Source organism: Microbacterium sp. SWDP-B6, from assembly GCF_059803615.1.
In genome coordinates this window covers 20,268-34,546 of record NZ_JAPFGV010000010.1, presented here as the reverse complement: position 1 = coordinate 34,546, position 14,279 = coordinate 20,268, and the positions used below count along the sequence as shown (strand labels likewise).

The 14,279-nt window shown below is 69.5% G+C and carries 13 protein-coding genes; 9 read left to right on the top strand and 4 right to left on the bottom strand.

Annotated elements, in window-relative coordinates:
* Positions 1-57: 57 nt before the first annotated feature.
* The 4 genes from manA (at position 58) to OPU70_RS13065 (ending at position 6,295) form a co-directional block, all read left to right on the top strand.
* A complete protein-coding gene (gene manA / locus OPU70_RS13080) occupies positions 58-1,200 on the top strand; it encodes a mannose-6-phosphate isomerase, class I (protein WP_498557976.1) in 1,143 nt (380 codons plus the stop codon).
* 158 nt (positions 1,201-1,358) lie between these two features.
* Complete coding sequence (locus OPU70_RS13075) at positions 1,359-1,676, top strand: WhiB family transcriptional regulator (protein ID WP_079112584.1); 318 nt, start codon at positions 1,359-1,361, stop codon at positions 1,674-1,676.
* A gap of 147 nt (positions 1,677-1,823) precedes the next feature.
* A complete protein-coding gene (locus tag OPU70_RS13070) occupies positions 1,824-4,916 on the top strand; it encodes a glycosyltransferase (protein WP_498557975.1) in 3,093 nt (1,030 codons plus the stop codon).
* Positions 4,913-6,295, top strand: a complete 1,383-nt coding sequence (locus tag OPU70_RS13065; RefSeq protein WP_498557974.1) for a DUF5719 family protein — start codon at positions 4,913-4,915, stop codon at positions 6,293-6,295. Before OPU70_RS13070 ends, OPU70_RS13065 begins: the two co-directional genes overlap by 4 nt.
* 31 nt (positions 6,296-6,326) lie before the next feature.
* Here the strand turns inward: OPU70_RS13065 and OPU70_RS13060 are convergent, their stop codons facing one another.
* The gene (locus OPU70_RS13060) at positions 6,327-6,668 is read right to left on the bottom strand and encodes a metallopeptidase family protein (RefSeq protein ID WP_042541936.1); all 342 of its coding nucleotides are present in this window, start codon (positions 6,666-6,668) and stop codon (positions 6,327-6,329) included.
* A 165-nt stretch (positions 6,669-6,833) separates the two neighbouring features.
* Here OPU70_RS13060 and OPU70_RS13055 point away from each other — a divergent pair, with 165 nt between their 5' ends.
* The 4 genes from OPU70_RS13055 to OPU70_RS13040 all read left to right on the top strand — a co-directional run bounded on the left by OPU70_RS13055 (position 6,834) and on the right by OPU70_RS13040 (position 10,102).
* Positions 6,834-7,040 carry a DUF3499 family protein gene (locus OPU70_RS13055; RefSeq protein ID WP_042541935.1) on the top strand — a complete coding sequence of 69 codons (207 nt, stop codon included), beginning with the start codon at positions 6,834-6,836 and terminating at the stop codon, positions 7,038-7,040.
* Positions 7,041-7,116: 76 nt separating this feature from the next.
* The gene (locus tag OPU70_RS13050) at positions 7,117-8,076 is read left to right on the top strand and encodes an efflux RND transporter periplasmic adaptor subunit (RefSeq protein ID WP_231567644.1); all 960 of its coding nucleotides are present in this window, start codon (positions 7,117-7,119) and stop codon (positions 8,074-8,076) included.
* Complete coding sequence (locus tag OPU70_RS13045; protein ID WP_498557973.1) at positions 8,073-8,891, top strand: ABC transporter ATP-binding protein; 819 nt, start codon at positions 8,073-8,075, stop codon at positions 8,889-8,891. The genes OPU70_RS13050 and OPU70_RS13045 overlap by 4 nt, the downstream gene beginning before the upstream one ends.
* On the top strand, positions 8,888-10,102 hold the full coding sequence (locus OPU70_RS13040; protein WP_498557972.1) for an ABC transporter permease: 1,215 nt from the start codon (positions 8,888-8,890) through the stop codon (positions 10,100-10,102). Before OPU70_RS13045 ends, OPU70_RS13040 begins: the two co-directional genes overlap by 4 nt.
* Positions 10,103-10,136: 34 nt before the next feature.
* Here OPU70_RS13040 and OPU70_RS13035 read toward each other — a convergent pair whose 3' ends face one another.
* On the bottom strand, positions 10,137-10,946 hold the full coding sequence (locus OPU70_RS13035) for an RDD family protein (protein ID WP_498557971.1): 810 nt from the start codon (positions 10,944-10,946) through the stop codon (positions 10,137-10,139).
* A 16-nt stretch (positions 10,947-10,962) separates the two neighbouring features.
* On the opposite strand from OPU70_RS13035, the gene OPU70_RS13030 reads away from it, so the two are divergent.
* Positions 10,963-11,955, top strand: a complete 993-nt coding sequence (locus OPU70_RS13030) for a stage II sporulation protein M (protein WP_367821344.1) — start codon at positions 10,963-10,965, stop codon at positions 11,953-11,955.
* Positions 11,956-11,967: 12 nt separating this feature from the next.
* Here the strand turns inward: OPU70_RS13030 and OPU70_RS13025 are convergent, their stop codons facing one another.
* Both OPU70_RS13025 and OPU70_RS13020 read right to left on the bottom strand, forming a co-directional pair.
* Positions 11,968-13,275 carry a DUF58 domain-containing protein gene (locus OPU70_RS13025; protein WP_498557970.1) on the bottom strand — a complete coding sequence of 436 codons (1,308 nt, stop codon included), beginning with the start codon at positions 13,273-13,275 and terminating at the stop codon, positions 11,968-11,970.
* The gene (locus tag OPU70_RS13020; RefSeq protein ID WP_042542171.1) at positions 13,276-14,199 is read right to left on the bottom strand and encodes an AAA family ATPase; all 924 of its coding nucleotides are present in this window, start codon (positions 14,197-14,199) and stop codon (positions 13,276-13,278) included.
* Positions 14,200-14,279 lie beyond the last annotated feature (80 nt).

Sequence of the window (14,279 nt, the reverse complement as noted above, 5' to 3'; positions counted from 1 at the left end):
CGAACCTGATGCAGTACGTCGTGGCACGGCGAGTTCGCATGCCAATACCCTGGTGACATGCTTCTCAGCCTCTCGAACGTGCCCCGTGACTACGCCTGGGGGTCGCCTACGCTTCTCGCCGACCTGGAGGGCCGCACCCCCACGGGGGGTCCGGAGGCCGAGGTGTGGTTCGGCGACCACCCTGGAGACCCTGCGGATGTGCAGGGCGACGGGACGCTCGACGACGTCACCGGCGGATCCCTGCCCTACCTGCTGAAACTGCTCGCGGCCGCATCGCCGCTGTCGATCCAGGTGCACCCCACCATCGAGCAGGCGAGAGCGGGGTGGGCGCGGGAATCGGCGCTCGCTGCCACGGACCCGAATCGCAACTATCGCGACGACAATCACAAGCCGGAGCTGCTCGTCGCCTTGAGCGATCGCTTCGAGTCGCTGAGCGGGCTGCGGCCCGTCGAGGATACGCTGCGCCTGCTCGACGTGCTGGGAGAGAGCGCGGGGGTCGCGGAGCTCGTCTCTCGTCTCGACGGCCAGGGTGACGTGCTGCGCGACACGATCGGCTGGCTGCTGTCGGGTGACGCGCAGGCGGTGGTGGATGACGTCGTGGACGCGGTGCACACGGCGGCAGGCTCCGCGTCGGGCGAGTGGGCCGCCACCCTTCGTGGAGTGGCTGCGATCGCGGAGACCTACCGGGGTGACCCGGGCGTGGTCGTCGCGCTCCTCATGAACCACGTGGTGCTGCGCAGGGGAGAGGGCGTCTTCCTGAAGGCCGGTCTGCTGCACGCCTATATCTCGGGGCTCGGGGTGGAGATCATGGCGGCCAGCGACAACGTGCTGCGCGGAGGCCTCACTCCCAAGCGCATCGATGTGCCTGAGCTGCTCTCGATCCTCGATACGACGACGGGTGAAGTGCCCGTGCTGCGTCCGGCGGCGGCTGATGCCGTCACCGTGTACCCGGTGCCCGTCGCCGACTTCTCGCTCAGACGGATCGAGCTCGACGATGCGAGTGTCGTGATCGACGTGGACGGACCCACCATGGTCCTCGCCACGGTCGGTCGTGTCGTGGTGAGCGGCGCAGACGGCGAGCGGCGTGAAGTCCCGGTCGGCACGGTCGCGTTCGCGACGCCCGAGGAGGAGCGCCTGACGATCAGCGGTCGAGGCGAGGTATTCGTCGCCGCTCCCGGCGATCCTGCCGCAGAAGGGTGACCCTCGGCGCGGGCGTGCGACACGCCGTGTGGTGGTCAAGAACCTTCAAGACCGGATTGAGGGTTTACGATCCGCGACTTGACCGATGCGAATGACACGGGTGTAATTAGTTGAGCACGGCCCGCCGAGGGGGCGGAATTTAGGGGTTGGAGAGCGAGATGACGGGTTACCGTTCAGACGTACCGGAGAACTGGTTCGTCGATCCGATCAACCTCGGTGTCCCCGGGGTTCGGAAGATCGAGACCGACGACGACAATGCTCTGGCATGGCAGAGCGATGCGCTGTGCTCGCAGACCGATCCCGAGGCCTTCTTCCCCGAGAAGGGCGGGTCCACCCGCGACGCCAAGCGGATCTGCACATCGTGCGATGTCCGCGGCGAATGCCTCGAGTACGCGCTCAACAACGACGAGCGCTTCGGGATCTGGGGCGGCCTCTCGGAGCGCGAGCGCCGCAAGCTCAAGCGTCGCGCCAGCTGATCCGGTATGCGACGGCCGTCGGGAGGCGCGCTCCGAGCCGCTCCCAGGGACACGTCGCCCGAGGCGACTCGCGATTCTCATAGCTTCGCGGCCACGCCGAAGCAGGTATGCGTCGGAGTCCTGCCGCGCGCATAGGCTGACCAGGTCATGCCAGCCCGAGTTCATGCAATCATCGTCGCGCGCCCCGGTTCTTCCGCCCGCGCGCAGCTGCTCCGCACACTCGATGCGTTGCGCTCCCAGACCACACCCCCAGCCGCGATCACCCTGGTGATGTGCGGCGATGCGGCCTCGGCTCGTGAGAGCGGGGCCATCGCCGGCGCTGTCGAAGGCATCATCCAGGCACGCGGCGGTACGTCCTTCGCCGATGCGGTCGAGCTGGCCAGACCTCGCATCCTCGAGGGGAGTGCCGTCTGGCTGCTCGCGCATGACACCGCGCCGCACGAGCGCGCTCTGGAGCGCCTGGTCGGAACCCTCGAGCGCTCGCCGTCTGCGGCGATCGTGGCGCCCAAGCTCGTGCACACGGACAACGAGCGCGAGATCGTCTCCCTCGGTGTCAGCATGACGACTCTCGGACGCGCCGTAGAGCTGGCAGCCGGTGAGCTGGATCAGGGACAGCACGACGGCAGCGACGACGCGCTGGGTGCAGACATCCGCGGCATGCTGATCCGCGGCGAGGTCCGTGACGCACTTCGGCCGGATCCGGCCCTCGCCGGAGCGGATCTGGGACTCGATCTCGGAGTCCGCGCCCGACTCGGCGGCGGACGTGTCGTGCTCGCGCCGTCGGCGAGAGTGTCGGTCTCGCCCGATGGACCAGCGGCACTGCCGACCGCACGAGGCAGGCGCGCCTTCGCGACCAGACTTGCGCAGCTGCACCGCCGGCTCGCCTACGCCCCGGCGATCGCCGTGCCGCTGCACTGGTTGAGCCTGCTCCCGCTCGCACTCTGGCGATCGATGACCGATCTGATCGGCAAGAGGCCGGAGGCGGTCGCTCCCGAGTGGGCGGCGGCAGTCACGGCGATGTTCCGCTTCGGCGCGATCGCTCGCTCTCGTGCGCGCATCCGTTCGTTCCGGACATCGAGCTGGTCGAGCATCGCACCGCTGCGGGTGAGCAGCTCCGACCTGCGTCGACGGCTGGACGACGGCCATGGCAGCGAAGGCGGATCCGCCAGCGAACTTCGATTCTTCTCGGGCGGTGGCGCCTGGGCGGTGCTCGCCGCGCTCGTGGTCAGCCTCGCCACCTTCACCACGATCCTCGCGTGGCCGGTGCTCGGTGGCGGGGCCCTGCTTCCGCTGCGCGAAACGGTCGGAGCGCTCTGGAACGACGCGGCCTGGGGGCTGCGAGGTCTCGGAGTCGATGTGGTGGGTCCGGCCGATCCGTTCGCCGGTGTGCTCGCCGTGCTCGGCTCGCTCTGGCCGGGTGCCCCGTCGTTCTCCCTCGTGCTGCTCTGGGTGCTGGCGCTGCCGCTTGCCGTGCTCGGCGGCTGGTTCGCCGCAACGCGTGTGACGGATCGAGCGGGCCTGCGCATCTTCGCCGGAATCGTGTGGGCGCTCGCGCCGACCTTCCTCACTGCGCTGGTCGACGGTCGCCCAGCAGGAGTGCTGGTGCACCTTCTGCTGCCGTGGCTCTTCCACGCAGCAGCCGTGGCTCACCGTTCATGGGGCGCGGCGGGAGCCGCATCCCTCCTCTTCGCCGCGGTGGCGGCGTGCGCGCCGTCGCTGGCCCCGGCGCTCCTGCTGCTGTGGGTCGTGGCGCTCGGCATCACTCTGGCCGGGGCGCGGATCCGCGGGGCCGTCCGCCTGCTGTGGGTGCCTGTTCCTGCCGTCGCGCTCTTCGCGCCGCTCGTGCTCTGGCAGCTTCGCCACGGTGACATCCTCGCGGTGCTCGCCGATCCCGGTTCGGTCTGGAACGGTCCGCAGGCGACGGCCGATGCGGCAGGAAGGCTCGCCCTGGCCACGGGGTTCCCCACCGGAGACATGGCCGGATGGGCCTCCTGGCTCGGCGTCGAACTCGCGCCGTGGGTCGCGGTGCTGCTGGCCCCTCTGGCACTTCTCGCTCTCGCATCGTCGGTCGCTCCTCGCTGGCGGGCGGGGATCGCCCTTCTGGTCGTCGCACTGTCCGGCCTCGCCACCGCATTCCTCGCCGTCGGCGTCGCAGTGTCCTTCGCCCAGGGGGAGCCTGTCGCGATCTGGCCGGGCTCCGGTCTCAGTCTCGCCTGGGTCGGCGTCACGGGAGCCGCCCTCGTGACCCTCGACACCGCGTTGTCGATGCCACGGGTGCGAGTCCTGAGCGCGGCGGTCGCCGGACTGTCGATCGCGGTGTGCGCGGTTCCGGCGCTCGCCGCATTCCACTCGGACTCCTCCGAACTGACCGACGGCCCTGCGTCGACGCTGCCGGCGTACGTCGCCGCACAGGCGGGCGCTGACCGTCAGATCGGCACGCTCGTGCTCACCCCCCAGAACGACGGAGGGCTCGCGACCGAGGTCGCGTGGGGCGGAAGTGAGACGCTGAGCGCCCAGACGACGATCCTGTCGACAGCGACGGAGCTGCGCGGTGCCGACCTCACGACGCTGGCGGTCGACCTGCTCTCGGCACGCGATTTCGATGCCGCAGACGAGCTGGGGATGACCGGGATCTCCTACGTCCTCGTCGCTCAGGTCTCCGGCGAAGAGTCCGATCGTGCCCGCTCCCTGCGCACGGCGGCCGTGACATCGCTCGACCAGCGGGCGGGATTCGTTCAGGCCGGTTCCACCGACCGCGGTGTGCTCTACCGGCTCGAGGCCGATGCCTCGCCGCGTGCCCCGCTCTCGTCAGCTGAGCAGGCGACGGCCCGGCTCGTGATCACGATCCAGCTCGTGCTCGTTCTCGCCGCCCTGCTGCTGTCGGTGCCGACGCGTGCCTCGCGACGGGCGGCGCGTGCCAGGTCGCGAATCGTGGGACGTGCACCGGAAGAGCCGCTCGTTCTGCCGCGACACCCCGAGGACCGCGAAGACTCCGATGATCGTGAAGATCCCGGCACGTCGCGCGAGCATGACGGGGTCCCCGCGGTCGCCGGGACTACGGACGATGGATCCTCCGAGACACCAGAACCCGATGCGTCCTCGGAGTCCGGTTCCCCGAGCAGTCTGCATCAGGACGCCGAGACCGATCCTGTCGACGCCGTCGACGATGCCGACCACGACGCGGGCACGAAGGGTCATGTCGGCCCGGACTCCGAACAGGACGAGAGGGAGCGACGATGACCGGCAACCGTGCATTCCGGGTGGCGGCCACCGGCGCTCGAGTCCTGACTGGCGCGGTCGTGGCAGGGGCGTGCGTCGTCGGCGTCGCGTTCGGCGTCACGGCGACGTGGCCGACGGTCGTGCACGAGCCCGCTCAGGCACAGGTGACGCCTCTTCCGGGTGACACCGTGCTCGTGTGCAACGGCGATTTCCGCGCCGTCGGACGCGATCCGTCGAATCCACTCGAGATGGTGTCGGCGGCAACACCCGAACTGACGGTCGAGGGCTCGTCGGGCAGACCGGAGTCGAGCCCCCTGCTTGCGAGGGACCTCGCCGACGGCGGAGCCGCCCTGCGCCTCGTCGGCATCGTCGACGGACGCCAAGCCCCCCTGCTCGGCGCGACCGAGTCCGCGAGTCTGGCAGAGGCGGATCTGTCCGGCCTCGCCGCGGCTCCCTGCCGCCCTCCGAGCATCGAGTCGTGGCTCGTGGGGGGAACGGTCGCCACAGGAACCGAGGATCTCATCGTCCTCACGAATCCGGGCGTCGTGCCCTCGACCGTGTCGCTCGGCGTCTACGGGTCGGTGCGGGCATCGAGCACCGTGATCGTCCCCGCGGAGTCGCAGGTCGCGCTCCCGCTGACATCGATCGCCGCCGGCTCCGACTTCCCGATCGTCAAGGTGACAGCGACAGGCGCGCCGGTGCGTGCCGTGCTGCAGTCCTCGCTCACCCGAACGCTGGACCCAGCGGGAATCGATCTGCAGGATGCGGTTCCCGCCGCGCAGCGTCAGCCGGTGCTCCCGGGCATCGAGGTGTTCGAGAACCAGGGCGACAACGCCGACATGGCTGTTCTGCGTCTGATGTCGCCCGAGGTGGACTCCGATGCCGTGGTGAGGGTCAGCGAGGTCGGGTCGTCGACGGTCGTCGACGAGTTCACGGTGCCGCTCACCGCTGATCTGCCGACGGAGCTCTCGCTGTCGGCGCTCTCGCCCGGCAGCTACACGATGAGCATCGAGTCCGACAACCCTGTGCTCGCCGGCGTGAGACAGCAGGACGGCGCAGGCCCGCAGGACGACTTCGCCTGGGTCACACCGGCCCCGGAGCTCGAAGACGACGTCTACATGGCTGTTCCTTCCGGACCGAATCCCCGCCTCGTGCTCGTCAATCGTGAGGAAGCCGATGCAGTGGTGCAGGTCGCACCCGCACCGGGGGGAGAGCCGACCGCGGTCACCGTACCCGCGGGCTCCTCCGTGTCGGTCGATGTGAAGCCGCGCACCGTCTACTCGATCTCGACACCGACACCCGTGCACGCCTCGGTCACGATGGCCGCGACCGGTGAGCTCGCGGTGTGGCCCATCTGGCCCGCGGCGGGGGCGCAGCAGAGCATCACCGTCTACCCGTGACGACCTGGGCGGTGATGGTCGATCCGCGACCTCAGTGGTCGTGACCGCCCATGTCCCAGGGTTCACGGCCGACGTACTCCGCCGCGGCTCGGAACACGGCGCTCTCGATAGCCATCCGCCGGTGAGCGCCGTCGTCGTGCCCTGGCGGCAGCAGGCGCTCGATCGGAAGACGGAAGAGCACGATCCGAGCCTTCTCGTGATCGAGGTGCCAGCGCGGCACTTCATCCGTCGCCTCGAACGCCGGCATGGCGCCGATCTCGAACCTGACCTCCTGCAGCTCCGGCCAGGTGCCGCGAAGGAACTCCACCGCCGTGCCGACGGTCAGATCGAATCGGTCGATGCGCCCGTCGAGAGGGGCCAGCGGCGGACGCACGACCTCACTGCGTCCGAGTCGCCCATGCCTTCCGTGCCTCGCCCCGCGTCGGGGCGCTTCGGAGGTTCGGGGACGACGGGGCATAGCGAAAGTCTAGGCCGAGTCTGTCGGCCGGGGCGGCGCGGCATCCGGTCGACCGGAGAACCTGGACGTAGCCTGGCGTGAATGGACGGAAGACTCTGCTCGAAGGTCGGCTGCGCGCGTGAAGCCGTGGCGACGCTCACGTACGACTACGGCGATCAGATGGCGGCGCTCGGGCCACTGGGGATAGCGCGGCATCCGAACGCTCATGACCTGTGCGCGCAGCACGCGGATCGGCTGTCAGTGCCCGCGGGATGGCTCGTGATCCGTCATGAGGCGCTTCGCGCCTGAGTTCTTCACTTCGGTGGATGAGACACGCCGCCCCGCGGCGGCGAGTCCCCGGAGCACCCGGCTACGCTGACCGCGGATGCGCCAGGGCGGCGCCGCCGGAAAGGCAGCTGTGATCGTCTGGCGACGCTGGATCTTCCCTCTTCTTCTCGTGCTCGTCTTCGGAGCATGCGCCGCGGCTCTCGTGAAGATCGCGTTCTTCCCGGACAGCAGCGAAGCGATGGTCAGTCCTGAGGCGTCGATCGGAGACCCGGTCATCCCGGTCGAGCGAGGCTCCGTCGTGAACGCCCTCACCCTGAGCGGCAACGTCGCCCGCGACGAGGCCTTCCCGGTGCGCGCAGAGGTCACCGGGACGGTCATCGCGGTGCACGTGCCGGAAGGGGCGACGGTCGCGGCAGGCCAGAAGCTCTTCACGATCAGGCAGGACGAGCCGAAGAAGGATGTGGATGTCGTCGCTTCCGAGGCGGGCGACGTCTCGGAGATCGCTCTGGTCAAGGGGCAGGCGACGTCCGCGGGCACGGAGATCTTCACGCTCACGCCGGCGCGCTACCACCTGCTCGCGACGGTGGAACCGGTTCAGCTGTATCGCCTCGTGAACGCGCCGTCCGAGGCATCGGTGACCATCACCGGCGGACCGGCGCCGTTCGCCTGCACGGGAGTCCGCGTGCAGGTGAGCGCCGAGGGCACCGCGAGCGTCAGATGCGCGGTGCCGGGCGACCAGGTCGTCTTCGCGGGCCTGCCTGCGACGATGGATCTCGCGCTCGGACAGGTCGACGACGCCCTGGTGGTGCCGGTCACGGCCGTGCAGGGCGGGGCCGGCACCGGCAACGTGTGGGTCGACGCCGGCGACGGCGCCGAACCCGAGGAGCGGCCTGTCGAGCTCGGCGTGAACGACGGAACCATGGTCGAGGTCGTCTCCGGTCTCGAAGAGGGCGAGTCGATCAGACAGTTCGTTCCCGGATTCGTCGCACCGGTGGAGGAGTTCTGCTACGAGATCGAGCCCGGCGTGGAGCAGTGCGACAGCGGGGTCAGCTGGTGACGCTCGTCGCACTCAGTGATGTGACCAAGAGCGTCCGGCTCGCCGATGACTCGGAACTGGAGATCCTTCGGGGCATCTCGTTGGAGGTGAGTGCCGGTGACCACGTGTCGATCGTCGGCAGGTCGGGCTCGGGCAAATCGACGCTGCTCAACATCCTCGGGATGCTCGACGCTCCGACCACCGGGTCCGTGTCGTTCGAAGACCGCGAAGTGCGGCGCATGCGCTCAGGGCGGCTGGACAGGCTGCGCGGGGACAACGTCGGCTTCGTCTTCCAGCAGTTCAACCTGCTGCCTGGGCGCACGGCGCTCGACAACGTGATGATGCCGCTCGGGCACGCACGGGGGCGGATGTTCTGGAACAGGAGACAGATCGCCGCCGACATGCTCGAGCGGGTCGGCCTCGGCCACCGCATCGAGCAGGTCGCCGACCGCCTCTCCGGAGGCGAGCAGCAGCGGGTCGCGATAGCCCGGGCCCTCGTGCGCCGCCCCGTGCTGATCCTCGCGGACGAGCCGACCGGAGCTCTCGACATCGACACGGGTGCGTCCGTCATGTCGTTGCTCGACCAGGTGGCGACCGAGACCGACGCCGCACTCGTCACGATCACGCACGACCTCCATGTGGCCGCCCGAGCCAGGCGGCACTACCGGCTCGACGCCGGAGTGCTCCAGACCGCGGATCTCAGCCGCGCCTTCGAGGCCTCCACGCTCGCCGCCTCCGTCCCCTCCGCCGCATCGGCGGACTCGGGGGCATCCGCGCCCGCCACTGTGCCCGCCATGCCGGCTATGCCTTCCTCGCGTCGCGGAGCAGTGTCGTGACCGGCATCCTCGGCGCCCTCTCGGACGCCTGGTCGGAGATCCGTGTTCACAAACTGCGGGTGCTGCTCAGTCTGATCGGCATCGCGGTCTCGGTGGCGGCACTCACCGGGGTCGTGGCCATATCCGAGTATCAGCGCCAGTTCCAGGCCGAGCAGTCGGACCGCTGGGGTGGTCGGGCAGCGACGCTGGTCGTCACGATCAGCAGCGACGACGGCGCACCCGTCGACTTCGACGCCTTCGACGAGCGGTTCACCGGCGTCGCTGAGCGATTCGAGTTCAGCCACACCGCGCGGATCGCGCAGGGCATGGTCGTCCCCGTGCAGCTCCCTGACGGCATCGTCGACGTGAACTCGCGATTGATCGACCCTCTCTACTCGCAGATCCACCGCGAGCAGCTGCTCGAGGGGCGCTGGATGCGCGATGCGGATTCCGACGCGCTCGCACCGCCCGTCGTGATCACGGAGGCGCTGTGGGACCGCATCGGGCGGATACCCGTCGCTCAGCACCCGACGCTGACGCTCGCAGGGCCCGCAGGCGGCACGTACCAGGTCGTGGGCGTCGTGCCTCGCCAGGGGTTCGGCGACGAGGAGCTGCGCGTCGACATCCTCTACGACGCGTATCGTGCTCGCGTCGATGCCCTGCCGGAGGGAGCCTGGCCGCAGTACGAGATCTGGCTGGGCCAGGGTCAGGTCGACGAGATCGCACCCGTGCTCGCGATGGATCTGCGGGCAGGACTTCCGGAAGGGCAGACCGTGTCGGTCAGCCGCTCGGACTGGGCGGCCCAACCCGGCGCGCTGGATGCGCAGGCGACGTTCGAGATGGTCACAGGCGGCATCGCGGCGGTCATCCTCGCGCTCGGAGCGCTGAGCCTGATCAACATCCAGCTGGTCGCCATGCGGCAGCGGGTGCGTGAGATCGGCGTGCGTCGCGCGTTCGGGGCGACGTCGGGCAGGGTCTTCTTCTCGGTGTTCCTCGAGAGTCTTGTGGCGACCACGGTGGCCGGGCTCGTCGGCATCGCGATCGTGGTCGCGGTGCTCCGCTCCGATTGGGTGGTGACGTCGCTCTTCTACGGCATCCAGGACATCCCGCCGTTCCCGATGCGAGCGGCCTTCGTCGGTCTCGCGGCGTCGATCCTGGTCGGTGCCGTCGCCGGCTTCATCCCGGCCCTGGTCGCACTGCGGGTGAAGGTGATCGACGCGATCCGATTCTGACGTGCGTCCGGCGGCCTCCCGACCGGACGAGCGCTCAGACGCCGACGCGACGCCCGGTGAGCTTCTCCGCTCGGCGATCGGCGTTCTGCAGCGCTCTGCGCTCCCGCTCGCGACGGAGCACGGTGATGCCGATGAGCGCCACCTCGGGCGCGGCCTGGGGCAGGGGTGAGATGAACGGCGAGGCCTCGGAGAGCAGATCCTGCGCCACCCTCGCTCGTGCAGACGGCACCATTCGCGGAGCGCTCTGCAAGAACTGGGAGATGCGACGGGCGAGGCGGTCGGGCAGGCGGGCCACATCGGCGATCTGGGCCCAGCCGGCGAGCATCGGCGGCAGCACCGGGACGCTGGGGATCAGCTTCGGCGTGCGCACGCGCTGGCTGTAGGTGCCCGCGACCATGTCTCCGAGGCGCTGGGATCGGGCGCTGAACGCCCCGGCGAGCACCGCGACGCTGCCCAGCGTCATGTAGATCTCCAGAACGCCCAGAAGCGCCCGGATGAAGGCGTGCCGGAATCCGGTCGCGCCCCCGTCGAGGCGTACGATGCGACCACCCACCGCGAGCTTTCCGAGGCTGCGGCCCTTGAGAGCGACCTCCATCGTGATCGGCAGCACCACGAAGCTGATCACGATCGAAGCGATGAAGGCGATCGTGTCGGTCGCCTGGTCGAGAACTCCGATGTCCAGCAGCCAGATGCGCAGGAACAGGGTGAGCACGAAGACGGCGATGCCGACCAGGAGATCGATGATCGCCCCCGCGGCTCGCAGGACGAATCCGATCGGCTGCACGTCGATCGCGACGGCTTCGCCGGAGAGAACCTCATCGGATGCATCGAGCGGGACGGACATGGGTACAGTAAATCAGGTGGATGCCGATGCGTTGACAGATGCACGCCGCGCCGAGTGGGAGCGACTCGACCAGTTGAGCCGCGCCCGCCTCGACGGGGCGGGCGTCGACGAGCTGATCGTCCGATACCGTGCGGCATCCGCTGACCTCGCGGAGCTGAAGACCTCGGTGGGCGCATCGCCTCAGGGCGCGTATCTCTCGACGATCCTCGTGCGCGCACGGCTGCGACTCACGGGCGCATCCGACAACATCCTCACCCAGACCGGCCGCTTCTTCTCCCTGCAGCTGCCGGCTGCCCTCTATCGACTGCGCTGGACGACGCTCGTGGTCGCGGTGTCGTTCATCGCGGTCGTGGTCGGCACCGCCGCATGGATCTCGTCAGACCCGGCGCTTCTGGCCACCCTCGGCCCGCCCGACCTGCTCGAGCAGTATGCGGACGAGAGCTTCACCGGCTATTACACCGAGAACCCCGCGGCGGTCTTCATGGGCATGGTCTGGTGGAACAACGCCTGGATCGCCCTGCAGTGCGTTTTGTTCGGCATCACCGGCCTCTGGCCGATCAACGTGCTCGTACAGAATGCGATGGGTCTCGGGGTATCCGGCGCGGTCATGGCCGCCCACGATCAGGTCGATGTGATGATCCTCTACATCCTCCCGCACGGCCTTCTCGAGATGACGTCGATCTTCGTCGCCGCGGCCGGCGGACTCCACCTCTTCTGGTCGTGGGTCGCTCCGGGGCATCGTTCGAGAGGGGAGTCTCTCGCCGCCGAGGGACGCTCGCTCGCGACGGTGGCGATCGGGCTCGTCTTCGCGCTGTTCGTCTCGGGCCTGATCGAGGGTTTCGTGACCGGGTGGGCTCTGCCCTGGCCGATCAAGATCGGCATCGGCGTGGCCGCGCTCGCCGCGTTCCTGATCTACATGCTCGTCATCGGCGGTCGCGCGTATCGCCGAGGCGAGACCGGCGACCTCGTCGAGTATGAGGCAGGGACACCGCGACTTCTGGCCGGCTGAGGTCTCAGCGGTTCACAGCCGCCCTGAGGCCTTCAGCTCGAGGTATCGGTCGGCGATCCGAGGCGGCAGTGTCTCAGGATCGGCGGCGATGGCCTCGCCTCCGGCGCGACGCACCGCATCGGCCACGTTCTCCGCATCGCGCATGGTGCGTTCAGCGGCGGCGGCGAGGTAGATCTCCTCACGCGAACCACGCTGCATCGCGAGATCCGCGATGCCGTCGTCCGTGACGGATCCGACGAGGATGGACGTCGCCCTGCTCGCATCGGGGAAGGCACCGAGGAATCCGCGTGCCGACTCAGCGGCATCCTGTGCGGTCAGCACGACGATCAGCGCGGGGCGGGTCGTGAGGGTACGAACCGCGGCGAACGCGCCCGGCCAGTCGGTGTCGACGAGGCGGGCGTGCACCGGGGCCATCGCATCCGTCAGGGCGGGCAGAAGCGCGGCGCCGTCGACGCCGGTGACTCGAGCCCGCACGACACGGTCGTACATGAGCAGATGCACGTGGTCACCCGCTCGCGCCGCGAGGGCAGCGAGCAGAAGCGATGCCTCGAGGGCGGCGTCCACTCTCGTTCCGTCGCCGACGCGCGCAGCCGCGGTGCGCCCCGTATCGATGATGATCACGACGTGGCGGTCGCGCTCGGGTCGCCACGTCCTCAGCATCGTGGTTCCCGCCCGGGCGGTCGCCCGCCAGTCGATGGACCGTACGTCGTCGCCCCGGACATACTCCCGCAGAGAGTCGAACTCGGTCCCCTGACCGCGCACCTGGATGCTCGTGTTGCCGTCCAGCTCCCGCAGCCGTGCCAGCCGCGAAGGCAGGTGCTTGCGCGACGAGAAGGCAGGGAGCACCCGGACGGTTCCCCGCACCGTGTGACGGGCCTGCCGTCCGGCGAGGCCGAGCGGACCCCGCGACCGGATCACCACGAACTCGCTCGCGAGCTCCCCTCGACGCCGGGGAAGCAGCGGCATCGAGACGCGTCGCCGTTCGCCCGGTGGGATGCTGAGTCGCTGACGCGCCTCGCCCGCGCCCGCCGTCGGCTGCCATGCATCACGGATCACCGCGTGCAGGGTGCGGCTGCCCTGATTCTGCAGCGCGACGCTCACCGGAACCAGTTCTCCGATCCGGGCGCGGGCCGGCACGCGCCTCGTCACGACGACGGAGCGAGGGCTCGGTGCCAGCAGCACGTCGAGCACCACCAGCAGCACGCACAGCAGCACCCAGATGCCCAGCGCGGCATACGGCGGGAACTCCGCGAGCCCGGCGAGGACGAGCGGGACGATGCCGACGGCGACGGCAAGCGCGAGACGGCCGGTGACGAACACCTAGATCGGCACCCTGGTCTGCTGCACGACGGACGTGAGCACGGCATCCGCCGATACGCCCTCCATCTGCGCGTCCGGACGCAGCTGCAGTCGGTGTCGCCAGACCGGCACGAGCATGGTCTGCACGTGATCAGGGGTGACCGCGGTCGATGCGTTGAGCCACGCCCACGCCTTCGCGGCGGCCAGCAGGCCCGTCGAGGCGCGAGGACTCGCGCCGAGCTCGACCGAGGGCGACTGGCGCGTCGCCCTGGCGAGATCGACGACGTAGCCGAGGACGTCATCGGTGACCTCGACGCGCCCGGCTGCATCCTGCGCCGCCCGGATCTCGTCGGCCGAGACGGTGGCCTCGACGCCGGTGAGCTCGCGAGGCGAGAAGCCCGATGCGTGCTTGCGGAGCACCGACACTTCGGCGTCCCGCTCAGGCATTCCCACGACGAGCTTCATGAGGAAGCGGTCGAGCTGCGCCTCCGGAAGCGAGTAGGTGCCCTCGTGCTCGATCGGGTTCTGCGTCGCCGCGACGAGGAACGGATCGGGCAGTGGGCGGCTGACGCCGTCGGCGGACACCTGCCGCTCCTCCATCGCCTCCAGCAGGGCGGCCTGCGTCTTCGGGGGCGTGCGGTTGATCTCGTCGGCGAGCAGGATGTTCGTGAACACCGGGCCCGCACGGAAGTCGAACTCGCCCGTCCTGGCGTCGTACACGAGCGAGCCGGTGACGTCGCCGGGCATGAGGTCGGGCGTGAACTGCACGCGCTTCGTGTCGAGGCCCAGCGCTCGCGCGAACGAGCGCACGACCAGTGTCTTCGCCACCCCCGGCACGCCTTCGAGCAGCACGTGTCCTCGTGCCAGCAGCGACACCAGCAGGCCGGTCACGGTGCCGGCCTGGCCGACGACAGCCTTGTCGACCTCCGTGCGCACACGGTGCATGGCCTGACGCAGTTCGGCGTCGTTGAATGTCTCAGCGGTCACGTGGTGTCCTCGGCTTCCGTTCGGATGGATGGACGGCG

What these genes read in the sequence shown, in the direction of transcription:
- manA (WP_498557976.1), top strand. Translation starts at nt 58, where the DNA reads ATGCTTCTCAGCCTCTCGAACGTGCCCCGTGACTACGCCTGGGGGTCG.
- OPU70_RS13075 (WP_079112584.1), top strand. Translation starts at nt 1,359, where the DNA reads ATGACGGGTTACCGTTCAGACGTACCGGAGAACTGGTTCGTCGATCCG.
- OPU70_RS13070 (WP_498557975.1), top strand. Translation starts at nt 1,824, where the DNA reads ATGCCAGCCCGAGTTCATGCAATCATCGTCGCGCGCCCCGGTTCTTCC.
- OPU70_RS13065 (WP_498557974.1), top strand. Translation starts at nt 4,913, where the DNA reads ATGACCGGCAACCGTGCATTCCGGGTGGCGGCCACCGGCGCTCGAGTC.
- OPU70_RS13055 (WP_042541935.1), top strand. Translation starts at nt 6,834, where the DNA reads ATGGACGGAAGACTCTGCTCGAAGGTCGGCTGCGCGCGTGAAGCCGTG.
- OPU70_RS13050 (WP_231567644.1), top strand. Translation starts at nt 7,117, where the DNA reads ATGCGCCAGGGCGGCGCCGCCGGAAAGGCAGCTGTGATCGTCTGGCGA.
- OPU70_RS13035 (WP_498557971.1), bottom strand. Translation starts at nt 10,946, where the DNA reads ATGTCCGTCCCGCTCGATGCATCCGATGAGGTTCTCTCCGGCGAAGCC.
- OPU70_RS13020 (WP_042542171.1), bottom strand. Translation starts at nt 14,199, where the DNA reads ATGCACCGTGTGCGCACGGAGGTCGACAAGGCTGTCGTCGGCCAGGCC.